The organism is Alcaligenes sp. NLF5-7, from assembly GCF_024266725.1.
GTDB classification, from domain to species: domain Bacteria; phylum Pseudomonadota; class Gammaproteobacteria; order Burkholderiales; family Burkholderiaceae_B; genus Alcaligenes; species Alcaligenes phenolicus.
Window position 1 is genome coordinate 2153521 of the sequence record NZ_CP100755.1, and the last position, 16589, is coordinate 2170109.

Genomic DNA, 16589 nt, shown 5'->3' on the forward strand with positions numbered 1-16589 from the left:
ATGCGATTGTGGCGGATCAGCAGTACGCATTGGGAAAAGCAGCATGAAGCCACGCCGTGGTTCAGTGCCAAAACTTCTTCCATCGCCATCTACCATGCCTCCCCTCTGGCGGCAGTGTGCGCGTATTTATTGCGCCACTGCCTGCCTCATCCAGACCTGATCCCCAGCCACCAGGCCCTGCACTCAGTCGGTGTCAGCCAGAATTTGATACGCCGTGCGCAGGTCTCGCGCCACTGGCATTTCAACCTGAAAGAAACGCGCGACCTGACCTTGCGCTGGCGCTTGCTGGCCGACCGGCCTGTGCTGTGTGTGCCCGCCTTGAACGGGGCGAATCAATATTTGATTGATACCCGCTCGCCGCTGATTTCCTTGATTCATCTGTACCGCCAGGATGCTCAGGCGCTGGAGCGCAGCCTGGAACAGATGCGTGAACACCTGCAGGGCGCTACGCCCTGGCTGGTGCTGCGCTAAGGTGGCTTGGCACGTAAAGCGGGCGGGAACTGTCACTATGTTGTCATTGGGGACTTCTACAATCGCCTCGCCTCACCCCTTTTCGTTTCACTGTCCGACGCCGCGGCTAGACCTATTAACGTGCGCATGACCATGACTCAGGTGGCGATCAGTGTGGCGGTGTTACTCGGCGCTTTCTTGTTATTTGCCTGTGCAAGTCTCGCAGTTGCCCGGTCTGATGCTGACACCCTGCTAAATTCTTCCGAACGTTTGTCTTTCGACATTGCGGCTCAGCCTTTGGCTCAGGCCCTGAAAGCGTATGGTCAACGTTCTGATCTCTCTGTGCTGCTGGACGGTGCCGATCCGCAGCGACCCATGCCAGCTGTGCGCGGCGAAATGACGCGCAAGCAAGCCCTGTCCTCCTTGCTGCATGGTTCGGGCTTGCAAGCCTATTACGTGGATAACCGCTCTATTGTGATCCGCTTGCCCGATAGCAGGCCGGGCAAAGCGGCCACCGGCCAGCGCCCCTTGAATCTGAATCACATCTCGGGCGTGCGTGATGGTGCCCATGATTACAGTGCCTATGTCACCCGAGTCCAGCAGACCGTGCGTAATGCCTTGTGCCTATCGTCTCAGACCCGTCCCGGCGCGTACCGGCTGGCCATGCAGCTGTGGCTGAACCCACAGGGGCAAGTGGAGCGCGTGCACCTGTTGGGCTCGACCGGGCAGGCCAGCCGCGATCAGGCGATCAGTCAGGTGCTGGACTCACTGGCAATGGGCGTGGCCCCGGATGCCAGTCTGCCGCAACCCTTGGTCCTGTTGCTGGCTCCCGTTTCGGGCCATGTGCGTGACGACTGCCCTGTGCAGGCCGGGAAGTAGATCATGTCCGAAGCTCTGCGTAGTCGTTTGCGCCAAAGTCTGATTGCCCGTTACACGCATTTGCGTCGGCGGCTGGAGCGCACGATAGGTTCGCGTGAAGATGCGGCGGATGCCTTGCAGGAAACCTGGATACGGATAGGGGGAGTAGGCAACGGAGTATCGGTGAACAATGACGAAGCCTACTTGCTGCGCATGGCCACCCATATCGCCATTGATTCCTACAAACAGCGCAACAGCTTGCTGACTGCCATGGATCTGGACGCCTTGAGCCATATTGCCGATGACACCTACGATACCCAGCGTTGTGCCTGGGCGCGCATCACGACGGCGCAATTGCTGGCTGTGCTGCAGGACATGCCGATTCGTCAGCGCACGATTTTGATGGCTTCGCGGGTGGATGGTCTGACCTATGCCCAGATCGCCAAACAGTACAATATTTCGGTTTCCCTGGTGAACAAGGAAATGATGCGCGCGTTGGACTATTTGCGACTGCGTTGCGCGGAACAATTCAATGATGCTGTGGGTGTCAGCGTCTCCGACAGCCTTACCGACGCTTAAGTTTTGCCCCATGAGTCCTTCTTCCTCCTTCCCGTCTGACGCCGTGCGTACCCAAGCCAATCAATGGTGGGTGCGGCTGCATTCGGGCAGTGCCCGGCAGTCCGATGCGCAGAGCTTTCAGCAATGGCTGGAGCAAAGTCCCGAACATCGTGTGGCCTGGCAGGAGCTGACGGTAACGATGGACACGGTAACGCCGGGTTTGCAGGCCGCCAGAGACTTGTTGCCGGAATGGAAAGCTCCCGCTGCCCCACCTGTATTTACGGCCCGGCGCGCCTTCATGGGGGGAGCTTTTGCAGTCTCGGCCCTGGCGGTGGTGGGAGTGGTACATCCGCCCTGGGGCTTGTGGCCATCGTTCACGGAACTGACAGCGGATTTTCGAACAGGGGTGGGCGAGCAGCGTGAGATTCAACTGGGGCAGGCCGTTGCCATTCAGATGAACACGCAAACTTGCATCAACCGTCGTGATACTGCCCAGGGGGCAGGCATTGAGCTTGTTGAAGGTGAAGTCGAAATCCGGGTGCTGGATGGAGCGGCCAGCCACCTCCACGTTCAGGCTGGGCCAGGGCGCATGCAAGCGCAACAGGCGCAGTTCAACGTGCGCTACACGGGGAAGAACGTAACGGTGACGTGCCTGCAAGGGCAGGTCCAGGTGCAGGCGAATCAAACCGTCACTTTGCAGGCGGGCCAGCAAACGGTTTACGACTATGAGCGCATCCACGCGGTGCAGCGCCCTAACCTGGACCAGGTCAGTTCCTGGCGACGTGGTTATCTGGCTTTTGAAGGTCAGCCTCTGGCCGATGTAGTGGAAGAATTGAACCGCTATCGGCCCGGAAAAATCGTGATTTACAGCGATAGTTTGAAGAGCCGCCCGGTGTACTTGAGCTTGTCCATCAGCGATATGGATTTGGCCCTGGATATGCTGCGCGCCATGTCCGGCATACGGGTGCAAGAGTTGGCGGGTGGTATTGCTCTGGTAAGGCAGGCGTAGTTACATAAAGTAACAAAATAGGCATGATTGATTTCTCGCCAGAACCAGTCTTGTAGATATGGATACGAAATCCCTCCAGTCTTAAGCCGGGAAACTCAAGCAATGTCGCCACGCCTACGCAGTTTGTCTTCCAAGTCATCTGATCCTAGAAACCCTGTCGATAGAGCTTCTCGCGACAAGACCCGAAATCGCCTGACGCCGGTGGCCCGAGCCATAGCGACCTTGCTGCTTACAGGGGGGGTAAGTGCGCAGGCTTATGCGCAAACCCAGCCCGTATCAGGCGCGTGGTTCGCGTCGCGGGGAGCGGTAGAGCGCAATGTCTCCGGCGCACAAGGTGGAATGGTTGATCCGGGCAATGGCCTTTTGAACTCGGCGGCACGCCAACATGCCGAAGCACGTCAGCAATTGGCCCGTTCGGTCGAGAACCTGGGTCGTACCGCCAGTGCGATTGCTGCTCAGCAAGCTGCACAAAAAGCCGCGCGCGAGGCTGCTGCCAAAGAAGCCGGTGTGCCGGACGGTTATGTGCAAGGCGGGGTGTGGGATCGTGATGCTGCAGGCAATCTGCACGTCTGGACCGGCGCAGAGCGTCCGGTGCACACACAAGACAATGGTCAGCACACCGTTGCCATCAAGCAGACCGAAAGCAAAGCCGTACTGAATTGGGAAAGCTTTAACGTGGGCCGCAACACCACGGTGCAGTTCCAGCAAAAAGCGTCCGATGCGGTGTTGAACCGTGTTGTGGGGGCAGAGACGGCCCCGAGCCAGATTCAAGGCGCCATCAAGGGTGATGGCACCGTGATGGTGGTGAACCAGAACGGGGTGGTGTTCAGTGGCACGTCTCAAGTGAACGTGCGCAATCTGGTGACAGCCGCCGCCAAGATCACGGACCAGCAATTCAAGGAAGGTTTGTATGGCAAGGATGCCAACACGGCGTCCTTCACTAATGCGCAAGGCAAGATCGAGATACACGCCGGTGCACGTATCGGCACACACGCATCCGAGACCGTGAACCAGGGCGGGGGCTATGTGCTCTTGCTGGGGCAGGAAGTGCACAATGCAGGCAGTATCTCGACCCCGGGCGGGCAGGCTGCCTTGGCCGCTGGCGAGAACTTCATCATCCGCAAGGGGATGGGGACAGAGGAAAACGTCAATTCCACCACCCGTGGCAACACGGTGGTAGCTCAGGCAGGGGCATCCGACAAGGCGGGCCTGGTTCGCAATACGGGCGTGATTCAAGCCGCAACGGGCGACATCACCTTGGCCGGGCGCACGATCAGCCAGGACGGCGTGCTGGTGGCCAGCACCTCGGTTCACAACCGAGGCACGATTCATCTGCAGAACAACAAGACGGATGCTCAATCCAGCGTGACCTTGGGCAAGGATAGCGTCACAGCCATTGTGCTGGACGAAAGCGCTGCTACCGCCCTGGATGTGCAACGCGAAGCTCTGATCAAGGAATCGGACAAGGAAGGCGACGGCCTGCGTCATCGCCGTGATCAGTCGCTGGTACAGATTGCCAGCGGTGGCGATGTGGTTTTTGACGCCGACAGCCTTACGCTGGCGACGGGTGGTCAGGTCTTTGTGGACGCGGCCAGGAACAGCGAGGTACGTCAGGACGCCGTGATTGATGTGTCCGGCCATGTGGGTGTTCGCGTGGCGATGGAAGCCAACAACCTGATGATCAACATTCAGGGTAATGAGCAACGCGATGCTCCGGTCAACCGCGAGGGCGACAATCTGCGCAGCAGCGATGTCTGGCTGGATCGCCGCAACCTGGTGTTTGTTCCTGCTGGCACCAATGGCTATGAAAAGGACCGTTGGTACACCGCGGGCGGGCTACTGGAGGTGGGTGGTTATCTGGGGGTCGCCAGCCACGGTATCGGCGAGTGGGCCGCCCAGGGCGGCACCGTGCAGTTCAGCGGTGCCAGCGTGGTGACGCGTCCCGGTTCCTTGATCAACTTGTCGGGCGGCACGCTGGATGTACAAAGCGGTTATCTGCGCCAAAGCTGGCTGCGGGGTGTGGATGGCCGTCTATACACGGTCGATAGTGCACCGGGCGATTTGCTCTACACCGGCTTGTACAAGGGTTACGAGCAGACCAGTGCGCGCTGGGGTCAAACCCGCAGCTTCTATAACCCGATTCTGGCTCCTACCCAGCGTTACGAAGAAGGCTATACGGTAGGACGTGATGCGGGCCGCCTGGTTATTTCGACCAAGGCGGCGGACCTGCAAGGGCATATCGAATCCGAGGTTTACCAGGGCCCGCGCCAGATTCAGGCACCGGCTCCCAAGCTGGATGGCTATCAGCAGTCACAAACGGCTGTAGCGCGTCGGGCCGAGCTGATTCTGGGTGGCTGGACGCCGGCTTATGACAAGGACACGCAGAATCTGAGCTATAGCCCCAGTGCAGTGGTTGAGCAGATTGTGATTGGCAAGGCTCAGGCGCAGGAGGGGGGGGAGCAGTCCGACGCGACGTCCGGCCCTTCTCGCATCAGCCTGGATTCCGATTGGTTGACGCAAATGGGTCTGGGGGCTCTACGTGCCTATGCCAGCCAAAGTGTGGAAGTCAACGACGCGCTGGAGCTTGCTCTGGGTGGCGAGATCGCGCTGCATGCCAATCAGGTCGATGTGAAGGCTGACCTGACGGCGCGCGGTGGCCGTATTTTGCTGGGTGATATGGTGGATAAATGGACCAGCGCCAGTTTGGGCTGGCAATCCAGCAAGATTGCCGATGTGGCAGCCGGCGCTATTGCTGCCACACGAATTGACTCAGGTGTCACCCTGGATACCAGAGGCTTCTGGAGCAATCAGGAGATGGATAGCCGCGCGATGCGCTATCTGCCGTGGCGTAATGGTGGTGAAATCATTTTGCGCAGCAGCGGTGATGTGACTGTGGCCGAACACGCGCTGCTGGACGTCTCTTCGGCGGCGGCCTATATGGCCGATGGCTCGGTGCTAGGTGGCAAGGGTGGCAATATCACTCTGGCCGCTGATGCGTATATATCCGGCGTATCCGGCATAGGTGGACGACTGGTCTTCGAAGGTGAAATCCGTGGTCATGGTGTGGCTGGTGGTGGCACCTTGCGCTTGCAGACCGGGGAGACTGTCGTGTTGGGTGGCACGGTGCAGGGCAGTGATGGCGTCCTGCAGGCGGGTCAAAGCTCTCTGGCCGATTTGCTGACGACCGAGGCCTTTACCATTGCTGCTGGTGCGATTTTGCCGGTGGATTTCCACTACATGCGTACCCATGCCGCCGCTGGCGAGGTTATTGGCGGGGCGCCCAAGGTTGAGCAGGCCAATCAGTCCAGCTGGATTCATTTGACGACCCCCTGGACCTTGCCCAAGCCAAGCAACGAGAACTCCAGTTATTCGGTTTGGCTGTCCAATGGCCAGCAGTTGCGGGTAGACGGTTATAGCTGGAGCGTGGCGCCAACCTTACCAGCGGGAACGGTGATCATGGAGATCATGAATCCCGCCGGCTTCCCGACCAACTATGTGGTGCCGGCAGATATCCTGCCTGATGGCATTGCCATTGCGCCATCCCCCGGTGTTTACAAGGCTGGCACGGTCGCTCATGCCGATTTGAGCTATAGCGCAGGCACCTTGCTGCGTGCCGGAACGCGCTTGACGCAGGATGTGGCCGTGGGGACCATGCTGCATCTGGACAGCAGCCTGTTCCAGAAAGGGTTTGCGAATTACGACGTGATAGGCGGTTACGGCGTGGCCGTGGCAGAAGGGGCCAATCTGGCGCTGAACATGCCCGTCATGCAGCTGGATCTGCCCGCTGCACGTCAACTGGCCAATGGTGGGGATCTGAGCCAGGTTGCCTCCCTGTGGTTGCCACCCGAGTTCAGCGAATCGCCCGAAAAAGGCTCGATCAGCCAGCGCGGCGGTGCCGATCTGAGCTTGACGGCAGGTTTTGAGTACAAGCAGCAAGATGTGGACCCCAGTGGCCCCACCCTGTCCGTGGGCAAGGCGGCGCATATTAGCGTAGATGATGGTCGCAACATTATCTTGCAAGGCAGCGGTCAGATTACGGTGGATGGCTCCTTGCGAGCCTCGGGTGGCAAGATCGGTATCTATGGCCTGAGTGCTGGTAGCGAGGACGTGCGCCACCTCAAAGGACACGACGGTTCAATCTGGTTGGGCAGCAATGCCGTGCTGGATGTGTCGGGCAAGGCCATGACGGCTGTCGATACCCAGGGTCAACGCTACGGCAAGGTGCTCAATGGTGGCCGTATCGAAATTGGTAGCAAGTACCAGCAGGCTGCGACGCAGGTCAAGGCTATCGACAGCTTTGTCATTGTGCGCGAAGGCGCGCGCCTGCTGGCATCCGGAGCCGCAGCGACTTTGGACATGCCTGGTCAGGGCGCGCAAACCATCGCTTCCAATGGCGGTGTCATTCATCTGGCCAGCTTCAACGGACTGTATCTGGATGGCGATATGCAGGCCTGGGCCGGTGGTGCCAATGCGGCAGGCGGAACCTTGTCGGTCGCCCTGGAGTCGCCGAACTATGAAATGTCAGGTGGGCCGGGTGATCGCGTGCTGGCACACCGTGAAATGACCTTGGTGCAAGAGCAGCAACTGGAGAATCTGCCGCTTGATCTGCAAGCTGGTCGTGCTGATGCGGGTTTGGTCTACGGCCATGCTCGTTTGGGTGTGGACCGCATTCAGGCGGGGGGCTTTGATAATCTGGCCCTGCTGTCCAACGGCATTTTGTCGATTGAAAACGGTGTGGATTTGCAGATGGGCCAAAGCCTGCATCTGGCCACCCCCAAGATTGCCTTGGCCCCTGGCTCAATGCCCGGTGCTACGGTCAAGCTGGCCGCGCCTCATGTCCGTTTGGCAGGGGCAACGCATCCCACCCGCGACAAGTATGTGACTCCGCTGATTCAGGCTCTGAACAGTAATGAAGGCCGATTGCCCGAGCTGCTGCCAGACTCCTATCTGCGTATCGACGCCAATGTGCTGGACATAGCCAACCAGATCGCCTTCGGTGCATTGGGCCGGTCCTTGCAAAGTGGCAAGGCCGAGGTATCGCGTGCCGGCTTTGATACGGTGGATTTGCGTGCGCAGAACGATCTGCGTTTCCTGAAGCATTCGGTCGGTGATCGTACACAGCTGCTGACCGAAGGGGATCTGGTGCTGGCGGCTGGCCGCATCTATCCGGGAACTGGCGTGACGGCGGAGGTGATTTCCGGCCGTTATATCCAGCGCGATCAGTGGAATAACCCGCTGACACAGTATGACCCGCAGCGCAGCTTGCGTATCGAGCGCATTGGCAGTGGCCCTGTCGCCCAGCCTTATTCTGCCTTGGGTGTCTTGCGCCTGATGTCGGGCAATATTGATCAGGGCGGTGTGTTGCTGGCTCCCTTGGGGCAGTTGGAGTTGGGTGTGGGTGTAGGTGGTGCCTCGCAAGCCCCAACCTCCATGGTGATGCGCCCTGGCAGCATTACCTCGGTCAGTGCCGCGGGTTTGATCATGCCCTACGGCGGGACGGTGGATGGGCTGACCTATAACTATGCAGGTAGCGATGCGCCTTATGTGGGCCTGGGCGGTCTGCTGGGTAATCTCAGCCTGAAAGCCACCAGCGTGGACGTGCAAGAAGGTGCCTTGCTGGATCTGTCGGGTGGTGGAGAACTGACAGGAGCAGGTTTCCTGCCTGGGCGGGGTGGTTCTACGGATGCCCGTCTGCACCCCCTGATTCAGAGCACCAATAACGGCTTCATGCTGCCCGAGCTTTCTGGCAACCCGGTCTATGCCGTCGTGCCAGGTGTACAGCAAGTGGTGGCGCCATTGGCGGCCGACAATGGTGCAGGCGATCCTATGGTGGGACGCCAGATTCATATCGGAGAGGGCGTGCCGGGCCTGGCCGCAGGTACGTATACCTTGCTGCCCTCTACCTACGCCTTGTTGCCTGGTGCTTACCGCGTTGAAATCAGTGGTTCGGGCAGTGCCAGTGCGGCTATGGGTGGCACCATTGCCATGCGTAATGGTTCCTACAATGTGGCCGCCCGTTTGGGGATCGCCAATACCCATGTCATGGACGCCATGCCCTCGCGCGTGGTGCTGACCTCGGCAGACACCCTGCGCCAGTATTCCCAGTACAACGAAACGTCTTACTCGCAGTTTGGGCTGGACTGGGCCATGCGTGATAGCGTCCCGCGCCCTCAACTGGAGCGAGATGCCCGCCAACTGCAGCTGGAGGCGAACCGTTTGCAGGTGGCGTCCGGTGTTGCCAAGTTTGAACCGGCCCAGAATGGCCGTGGGGGCAATGTGGTGCTGACTGGTCAGCGCATTGAAGTGCTGGCTGATGGGGCAGCGCCGACCGCAGGCTTTGATGGTATGTCGGTAGAGTCCGGTGTGCTCAATCGCCTGGGGGCGGCAGGCATCAGTATCGGGGGTTCACCTACCTCTACGTTTGCCTTGCAAGGTTATGGTTCGACCCGCGATGCCTGGCGTGTCAGTCTGGGCAACACGCGCACAGATGAAATCTATATTCGCGGCGGCGCCGTGCTGGAAGCTGCGCAGGTATTTCTGGTGGTGGGTAATCGTGAAAAGGGCCTGACAGTTGAGCAGGGCGCCACGATCAACACCTTGGGCAAAGGCGCCGCGCCCTGGGACTCCAGCGAAGGCTATGTGCTGCAGCCCGGTCAGAAAGGGGTTCTGGCCTTGAGCAATGGCTGGCTGGATGTCACTGCACCCAGCAACGACGATAGTTGGGGCACGGTAGGGGCGGGCTTTCTGCATATAGGGACTTGTGCCGTCGGTAGCAGTTGTTCGGGTGAAACCCGCTTGTATTCTGAAGGCACGATTACTGCTGCCACCAATAAAACCTTTGAGCTGGATGAGTCGGTGCGCTATGGCACACGCAATCTGGTGCTGGCTATGGGTGGCATCAATGTGGGCGGAGCGCAGGCCCTGTCCGACGCGTCTGCTGCGGGTATCTTGCCCTCCGGTCTGACGCTGAATCAAAGTGTGCTGGAGCGCTTGCTGCGCGGCGATACCCAGATGGGGGCGCCTGCATTGGAGAACCTGGTGTTGACGGCGCGTGACTCCGTCAACTTCTATGGTGATGTCAATTTGAGCACGCTGGACCCGGTGACAGGCAAGTCGGCACTGGAGCGCCTGGTGTTAAGCGCAGCTGCCATTTATGGCTATGGCGACGCAAATAGTGAAGCACGTATCGAAACCGGAATTCTGGTCTGGAACGGAGCCACGACACCGGCGGGCAACATCGTGGAAGGCGGCGCGGGCACGGGGAATGGCCATCTGGTATTTGATGCTCAGCAGATTGAGTTTGGTTACGGCCCGAAAAGCCAGCCCGATACCGTGGGTATGCACGACCGTCTGGCCTTGGGCTTTAGCAGCGTGAACCTGAATGCTTCCGAGCGCATCACAGCCAATCACAAGGGCAGCTTGTCCGTGTACCACAGTCGTGGTGCCTGGGATGCAGCCAGCAATGGCTGGACCTATCAGGGCGGCAATCTGAACTTCAGCACCCCCTTGTTTACCGGACAGGCCGGTTCGGTCAACAACATCCGTGCAGGTGGCAACATTGCGGTGACTCGTCCGCAGGGGAGCAGCACGGTGCAGCCTGATCTGGCCACAGCGGTGCACGCCTTGGGAGCCGAGTTGAGCCTGGATGCTGCCAGGTCCCTGGTCTGGGACAGTGCGGCCTTGCTGCCTAGCGGCAAGCTGAAGCTGTCTGCTCAGGACGATGTGGTTCTGCAAGAGGGTGCGCAACTGGATCTGGCAGGGCGTCCGATCGGCTTCTTTGATGTGAACAAGTACAGCTGGGGTGGCGAGGTTGTGCTGGAGAGTCGCGGCGGCAATGTGACCCAAGCGGCGGAGTCCCTGATTGATGTATCGGCCCAGCACAATCGTGCAGGCAAACTGACGGCCCTGGCCTTGAACGGCTTGGTGGACTTGCGTGGCCGTATGTCGGGAGCTGGAACAGGGCATTACGATGCGGGCGGTACCTTGGTGCCTTTTGCCTCCGGCTTTATTGAGCTGCGTGGACAACAGATTGCGGACTTTGCGGGACTTAACGCCCGTCTGAATGAAGGATCGGTGTGGGGTGGTCGCAGCTTCCAACTGCGCCAGGGGGATCTGCTCATTGGCAACGAGCTTAAAGCGCGTGAAATCAATGTCTCCGTGGACAATGGCAGCCTGACGGTCAACGGCACCATTGATGCCAGCGGTGAGCAGGCGGGCAGCATTCGCCTGGCTGCCAAGCGAGGGGTGACCCTGACTGGCAGCGCCGTGCTGGATGCCAGTGCCAGTGTGCTGCGTCGGGACAGTTACGGCCAAGTGATTGAAGCACCTAACCGGGCCATCATTGAAATTGATTCGGGCCAGGGTCGTCTGGTTCTGGCCGATGGCATGCGCATGAATCTGAGTGTGGCTGGTTCCCATGCGAATTACGGCACTGTCGCTCTGAACGCACCGCGCCTGGGTGGCGCGACGGGCAACGATGTCGATATTGATGCACGCGGTGCACTCAACATTACCGGGGCGAGGTCGATTGCCGTCAATGCTTTCCAGCAATACGACGATGCGCAGCTCGGCCTCGATGAAACGGTAGATGGTCGCAGCTACCAGCGTATCGATCAGGACTACTTGCGTCAGAAGCATCTGGATAGTGAAACCTTCATCAACAAGGCTCTGGCGAATCAGGCCTTGATGCAAGGCAAGCTGGCCGGGCTGCGTGCTTATGGTGATCAATTCCACCTGCGCCCTGGTGTGGAGATTGTCAGCAATGCCGCCACGAATCCAGATGGTGATCTGCATGTAGATGGGGATATTGATCTGTCGGGCTACCGCTATGCCAGCGTAAATCCTCATGCTCAGAAAAGCTCGGTATATGGCTCGGGCGAGGCCGGGGCCCTGGTGTTGCGCGCCGCTGGAGATCTGACGATTTTTGGCAGTTTGACGGATGGCTTCAATACCTCCGTGCTGGGTGTCACGGCTGATGATGGTGGCTGGGTTCTGCCCGCAGGGCGTATGCCTTTTGGCGGTGATCTCGTCATCCCTCATGGCGGCATGGCCACGCTGGACGTGGGGACCCAGTTCGCGGCCGGTCGTACCGTTAACTATGACCTGCCCGTGGAGGGCATGAGCTTGCCACGCGGCACCGTAATCCCCAGCCTGATGAGTCTGGCGCAAGGCCTGTCCTTGCAGGCAGGAACGGTGCTGTCAGCGGCCGTGCTGGATGCGTCCGGGCAAGTGGTTTATGCCGCTGGCACGGTCTTGAAAGAGGCAGTGACACTACAAGCCAATATGCAGTTGGCCGCGGGCTTCCGTTTGCCGGAGGATGCGCAAATGGCGGCTACTCTGTGGCCCAAAGGCGTGCCCTTGCCGGTGCTTATGAAATTGAACCAGCAGGTTGCCTTGAAGAAAGGGGCGCTGGTGCCTTCCGAGACGGACGTGGTATTGCCGGGCGGGGCCGTGATGGTCGATCTTCGTCCTCGAGATGGGGATGACGCGCAAGGTCGCATGCTGGCTCTGGCCCCCATGTTGGCCGCTGGCTCGCAGTCCTGGGATTTGCGTCTGGTTGCCGGGGCGGATACCTCGGCAGCGGATAATCGCTTGACGTTGATTGATACCGAGCGTCGCTTGATGCTGGCGGATACGCACTTTGGCCTTGGCGTGAAATCAACCGAAATTCCAGGAACGGGTAAACCAGCGGTGTATGGCTGGGGAGAGGTCAGCCGCTTTGAAGAGCTGATTGAGTTGCTGGCGGGGGGCTATTGGTTGAGCTTTGTGCCTGTCTCTGGTGAGCAGGTGACACAGGCGCAGATCGAAGAGCTGCAAGCGTACGGCATTATCGGCACCGATATCACTGAACTGAATATTTTTGGCATGGGCGATATGGCCGCCGAGCTCTCGCCCGCTACACCGCCCGAGATGCAAGACGTGAAACAGCCCGCCCGTGAACAACTGTTCAGTGTCCTGCGTACGGGCGTGGGTGATCTGGATCTGGTGTCTGGTGGCGACATCGAGATGAGTTCGCTGTATGGGGTCTACACCGCAGGCACGCCGTCGGCATCGATGGGGGCGGCCTATAACCAGGCGCGTGGCAAGTTGTTCGATGGCACGATCTTGCGCGCGGAAGGCAAGCGTTTCGAGTCGCTGGTCGACGGTGGTGCGGACAGCCTGTATCAGGCCTGGTATCCCGAAAAGGGCGGCAATGTGTTGCTGCGTGCTCAAGGCAGTGTGAAGGGGGATCTGGTCGGCAATAACGACGGCAAGAATGATCAGAGCTACACCTTCTACAACACGCGTCAGCAGATTGCTTCTACGGCAGTGGGTAACTGGTTGTGGCGCCAGGGAACGGGTAGTGCAGTGTCAGCCTCGGAAGGGACTCCCAGTGCCTGGTGGGTCAACTTCGGGACATATGTGGCGGGTACCGCAAATGGCGGGTATAGCGAGTACGACACCTGGTTGTTTGCCAACGATCCTTTCCTGGCCGGCTTTACCGGTGTGGGTACTTTGGGTGGTGGCAACTTGACCGTGGAGGCCGGGGCGGATGCCGGCATGTTGAACCAGCGCGGTATTCGCAGCAGCTGGAATCAGCAGACGCATACGCCGCGCAGCCAGGGCTTGCATCTGGTGGTGGGCAGCACAGGCCGAATCACCCCGGGGGGCGAACTGGTACAGACAGGTGGCGGGGACCTGGTCCTGCGCCTGGGTGGCACACTGAACCCGAACCCCGATGTGCGCTTGAACGAGCATGACCTGAACAGCACTTTGGTGAATTTGCGAGGAGCGATTGCTCTGGATGCCGGCGCGGTTGGTGGGGTAAAGCTGGGCTTTGGTGGAACAGATCAAATGGATACGCGTCCTGGCAATATTTATGCCAGCGGCGGAGGGACCGCAACAGGTGGTCCGATTCTGGTCTTGGGTGACTCCGCAGTACGCATGCAAACGCGGGGCGATCTGGTGCTGGGCAGTACGGTAGACCCAGGGCGTACCTTGTCCTTAAGCTCAACGCCTTTCTCCGTAGATGGCCAGCACTATGACGGCAATGGTTGGTCCTGGTTCTCCTTGTGGACACCGGCGACGGCGATTGATTTGTTGAGTGTGGGGGGCAACCTGACGCCCACCACGTCCTGGGATGAGCGCAATGCGTATGAGGATACGCGTTGGGGCGACCCAGGCCGCAACCAGTCCCATAACGCAGATGGTCATTTCTATCCTTCTATCCTGCGTGCGGCGGCCGCTAACGGCAATATTCAGTATGGAGCCAGTGCCAGCGATGCCACTGTACCCAGCAATTCAATATTGCGTTATGGCTTTGGTACGGTACTGGCCCCTTCGCCAATGGGCGAGCAGTTTGTCAACGCAACAGGGCGTGGTGAACTGCAGTTCCTGGCGGGGGGCTCCATTCAGGCGGCCGGCTACGTTTTCTCGGCTTCGGCGGCAGACGCAGCGGCCATGTCCAGCCCCTTCCGTCCTGCTTTTGTAGGCTTGCTATCGCAGACAGGGGGCGGCGAGTACGGCTATAACCCTCGCATAATTCATAACGTGGATGGCGAGGCCGTCAAGCTCAACGACTGGTTCACCGTCAGCAGCAAGGCGATCACTTCGCTGTACGGAGGCCGTCAAAATACAGGTTCCTTGTTTGTGTTTGGTACGCCGGTCAATATCGGTACTGCCGCAGCTCAACGTCAGCCCGCTCGTTACTACGCCGTCAACGGCGACATTGTTGGCTTGCGCGTCGGTCAGGAAGTGTTGTTGGGATACCCACCGGGCTCGCAGGGCTCACGTATGGAAGGCTCGGTTCCTGTGGCGATTCGGGCCGGGCGTGACATTACTGACTCGGGCACACGCCTGGGGCAGAAAGATGCCGTGGCAGGGGCCAAGAGTGCCACTGCGACGACACGCGGTAATTTGATTACCCATGCCTGGGCAGACGATATTTCCATTGTTGAAGCGGGTCGGGACGTGCGTAACAGCAGCTTCTACATCTTGGGGCCAGGTTTGCTGGACGTGTCGGCCGGGCGTCATGTGTATCTGGCTGACAAGGGCGAGATCAAGAGTCTGGGGCCCTTGAGCAGTGCCTTGTCCGATAGTCGTGGTGGCGGCGCCAGTATTTCGGTCTCGGCCGGAATGGGCGAAGGAGCGCATTGGAACGACTTTGCGGCGCGCTATCTGAACCCCGAGAATCAGGCTGATCTGGAGCTGCCGTTTGCAGATCAACAGGGCAAGGCGCTGTACATCTATAGCGGTGGCCTGACGCTGGGGCAATGGCTGCAACGCGAGTTTGGCTACACAGGCGATGAAGCCGGCGCACAAGCCTTCCTGCAGGAGAAGCAGGGAGAGCTGGACCAAGTACGCGATCAGGCCAGGGCTGAAGGCCGCAATGCCTCCAGTCGTCCCTTGGCGCGAGAGTACAAGCTGGAGAGCCAGCTGCACCTGGTCAATTGGTTGAGCACCCGCTTTGGCGACAAGAACGGCCTGGGCCTGCATTTTGATGCGGCCAGCATGGACGCCCGCAGCTTCTTCGAGGCCTTGCCGCCCGAGCAGCAACGCAGCTATTTGCGTAATGTGTACTACGCAGAGCTGAAGGCATCGGGCCGTGAGTACAACGATAGTGACAGCAAGCGCGCAGGCAGCTATTTGCGTGGTCGTGAAGCGATTGCCACCTTGTTCCCCGAACAGGATGCTCAAGGCAAGGCCTTGAGCTACACGGGTGATTTGACGATGTACAGCAGTGCGCTGTATTACGACGCGGATTACGTGAACAACACGACGGGCAAGAGTCGACCCACTCCCAAACTGGATTACATCACCAAGGCCGAGTGGGAGGCCTTGGGCAGTCCGGGTTACAACGTGTCGTTCTACGACGTGCTGGATGCGGGTATTCACACCAACTTTGGTGGTGACATCAGCATCCTGACTCCCGGCGGGCGTGCCCTGGTGGGGATTGATGGTGGCTTTAACCCTGGTCCGGGATCGGGTGTGATCACGCAAGGGGAAGGGGACATCAACTTCTTCTCGCAAAGCGACATTCTGATGGGACAGAGCCGGGTCTTCACGACCTTTGGCGGCAATATTCTGGCCTGGTCGGCAGCAGGGGACATTAACGCGGGTCGGGGTAGCAAGACCACGGTGGTCTACACTCCGCAACGTCGTGTTTACGATCTGTTTGGCAATGTGGCCTTGTCACCATCAACGCCTAATACCGGTGCAGGTATCGCTACCTTGAACCCGGTTCCCGAGGTCCCGCCAGGTTATATCGATCTGATTGCGCCATTGGGAACGGTGGACGCGGGCGAGGCAGGGATTCGCGTGTCGGGCGACATCAATATCGCCGCCTTGCGTGTGGTCAATGCAGACAATATTCAGGTACAGGGCGAGTCCAAGGGAATTCCGGTGGTGGCGACCGTCAACACAGGCGCCTTGAGTAACGCCAGCGCGACAGCATCGTCGGCCGCATCGGCGGCGCAGGATACGGTCAACCGCGCTCGTGCACAGGCTCGTCAGAATCTGCCTTCGGTCATTACTGTGCAGATTCTGGGATTTGGGGATGCAGGGCAGTCAGGGGGCGGGGCCACATCATCAGGAGCAGGCCCAGCGACTTCCAGGATAGATGCCTCTGCGTATCGCCAAGACAGTACGGTGCAGGTCCTGGGACTGGGCGCCAATCCGCAATCCGCTCTGGATCGGTTGACGCCCGAGGAGCGGCGGCGGATGACACTGTAGCTTG

General features: G+C 59.5%; 5 protein-coding genes. All 5 read left to right on the forward strand.

What is annotated here, in order from left to right; genetic code table 11:
- The 5 genes from MID00_RS09950 to MID00_RS09970 all read left to right on the forward strand — a co-directional run bounded on the left by MID00_RS09950 (nt 1) and on the right by MID00_RS09970 (nt 16585).
- The gene (locus MID00_RS09950) at nt 1-471 is read left to right on the forward strand and encodes a hypothetical protein (protein ID WP_250756209.1); all 471 of its coding nucleotides are present in this window, start codon (nt 1-3) and stop codon (nt 469-471) included.
- 126 nt (nt 472-597) lie between these two features.
- Nucleotides 598-1329 (forward strand): STN domain-containing protein, encoded by a 732-nt coding sequence (locus MID00_RS09955; RefSeq protein WP_009461857.1) that lies wholly within the window; start codon nt 598-600, stop codon nt 1327-1329.
- A 3-nt stretch (nt 1330-1332) separates the two neighbouring features.
- Entirely contained in the window at nt 1333-1887 is a 555-nt protein-coding gene (locus tag MID00_RS09960; protein ID WP_009461859.1) for an RNA polymerase sigma factor, read from the forward strand.
- 10 nt (nt 1888-1897) lie between these two features.
- Entirely contained in the window at nt 1898-2875 is a 978-nt protein-coding gene (locus tag MID00_RS09965; protein ID WP_009461861.1) for a FecR domain-containing protein, read from the forward strand.
- Between the two features lie 102 nt (nt 2876-2977).
- Complete coding sequence (locus MID00_RS09970; RefSeq protein WP_254500267.1) at nt 2978-16585, forward strand: filamentous haemagglutinin family protein; 13608 nt, start codon at nt 2978-2980, stop codon at nt 16583-16585.
- Nucleotides 16586-16589 lie beyond the last annotated feature (4 nt).

Coding starts and splice junctions, on each gene's coding strand:
- MID00_RS09950 (WP_250756209.1), top strand. CDS start 1: ATGCGATTGTGGCGGATCAGCAGTACGCATTGGGAAAAGCAGCATGAA.
- MID00_RS09955 (WP_009461857.1), top strand. CDS start 598: ATGACCATGACTCAGGTGGCGATCAGTGTGGCGGTGTTACTCGGCGCT.
- MID00_RS09960 (WP_009461859.1), top strand. CDS start 1,333: ATGTCCGAAGCTCTGCGTAGTCGTTTGCGCCAAAGTCTGATTGCCCGT.
- MID00_RS09965 (WP_009461861.1), top strand. CDS start 1,898: ATGAGTCCTTCTTCCTCCTTCCCGTCTGACGCCGTGCGTACCCAAGCC.
- MID00_RS09970 (WP_254500267.1), top strand. CDS start 2,978: ATGTCGCCACGCCTACGCAGTTTGTCTTCCAAGTCATCTGATCCTAGA.